The organism is Flavobacterium sp. I-STPP5a (assembly GCF_009764685.1).
In the GTDB taxonomy this organism is placed as follows: Bacteria; Bacteroidota; Bacteroidia; order Flavobacteriales; family Flavobacteriaceae; genus Flavobacterium.
This window is the reverse complement of sequence record NZ_VHLM01000056.1, coordinates 1-932: the sequence shown is the minus strand read 5'-3', so window position 1 is coordinate 932 and position 932 is coordinate 1. Positions and strand designations below refer to the sequence as shown.

Sequence of the window (932 nt, the reverse complement as noted above, 5' to 3'; positions counted from 1 at the left end):
AAATTCACGGCAACTTTGGTCGTCTGGGAATGTCTTTATGAACTCTAAAATATTCTCCCCCTGAAATATACTTTCCATATCCTTGTATTTACTATAAATATAAGTGTTTTTTAAGTAAGTAACTCTATAAATTTTTAATATTTCAGAATGATTAATTGGTAATAATTTTAGCATTGTTTTTTTTTCTAAAAATACAATAATTAATTTAAAACAAGAAATCCTTACAAATAATTTAAAACCACGATTAATTATTTTAAATAAACATCGAACTTAAGTATTGCCAGTGACCGGTTTCATGCAACACAGGTTTTATTGTTCGGCTTGCAGCCGCAACGAAACCTTATCTGTTGGGTGATGTTTTTTTTAAGGATTTGATTTTTTGTAAATGGTTACCACATCTCCTCTTGTAACTTTAAGAAAACCATTATTCAATTCGAATTTCCAATTTTTTTCTTTTGTTGTATTTTCTTCATATATTTTCAATAATCCATTTACCACTTTAAAATCGTACATTTCATGTGTTAATCCCCATTGACAAGGTTGCTGATAGCTTCCATTTCCATCTGGTTTTGGATAACTCCATATCAAATTATTGAAATCATTAAAAAAAATTTGATCATTCATCATTCGGCAATCTGGTTGATTTGGATCTGATGGTATTTCTGGTGTAATTTTGCTTATTTGCCATAATCCTTTATAAGGGTTTAAATTTGTATCATCTGAATTAGAACAATTTGAAAAGATGAATAGAAATATAATGTAAATTAAAGTTTTTAGTTTCATATATCTGCGCTTTTAAAATATCTAGTGTTTTGACCCCTATAAAACAAGAGTATTATTCTAAATTTCGATTATTATTTATGCGGTTAATTTTTTCATTAAAATTAGATGCTTGTCCTGGTTCCATTTCTCTATTGGTGTAATGCGTCCTA

Annotated in this window: 1 protein-coding gene; it reads right to left on the bottom strand. The window is 27.9% G+C overall.

Translation table 11 applies throughout. The features are described 5' to 3' along the window. Positions 1 to 363: 363 nt before the first annotated feature. A complete protein-coding gene (locus tag FJV36_RS10610) occupies positions 364 to 783 on the bottom strand; it encodes a hypothetical protein (RefSeq protein WP_158728307.1) in 420 nt (139 codons plus the stop codon). Between the last annotated feature and the right edge of the window lie 149 nt (positions 784 to 932).

What these genes read in the sequence shown, in the direction of transcription:
- FJV36_RS10610 (WP_158728307.1), bottom strand. Translation starts at nt 783, where the DNA reads ATGAAACTAAAAACTTTAATTTACATTATATTTCTATTCATCTTTTCA.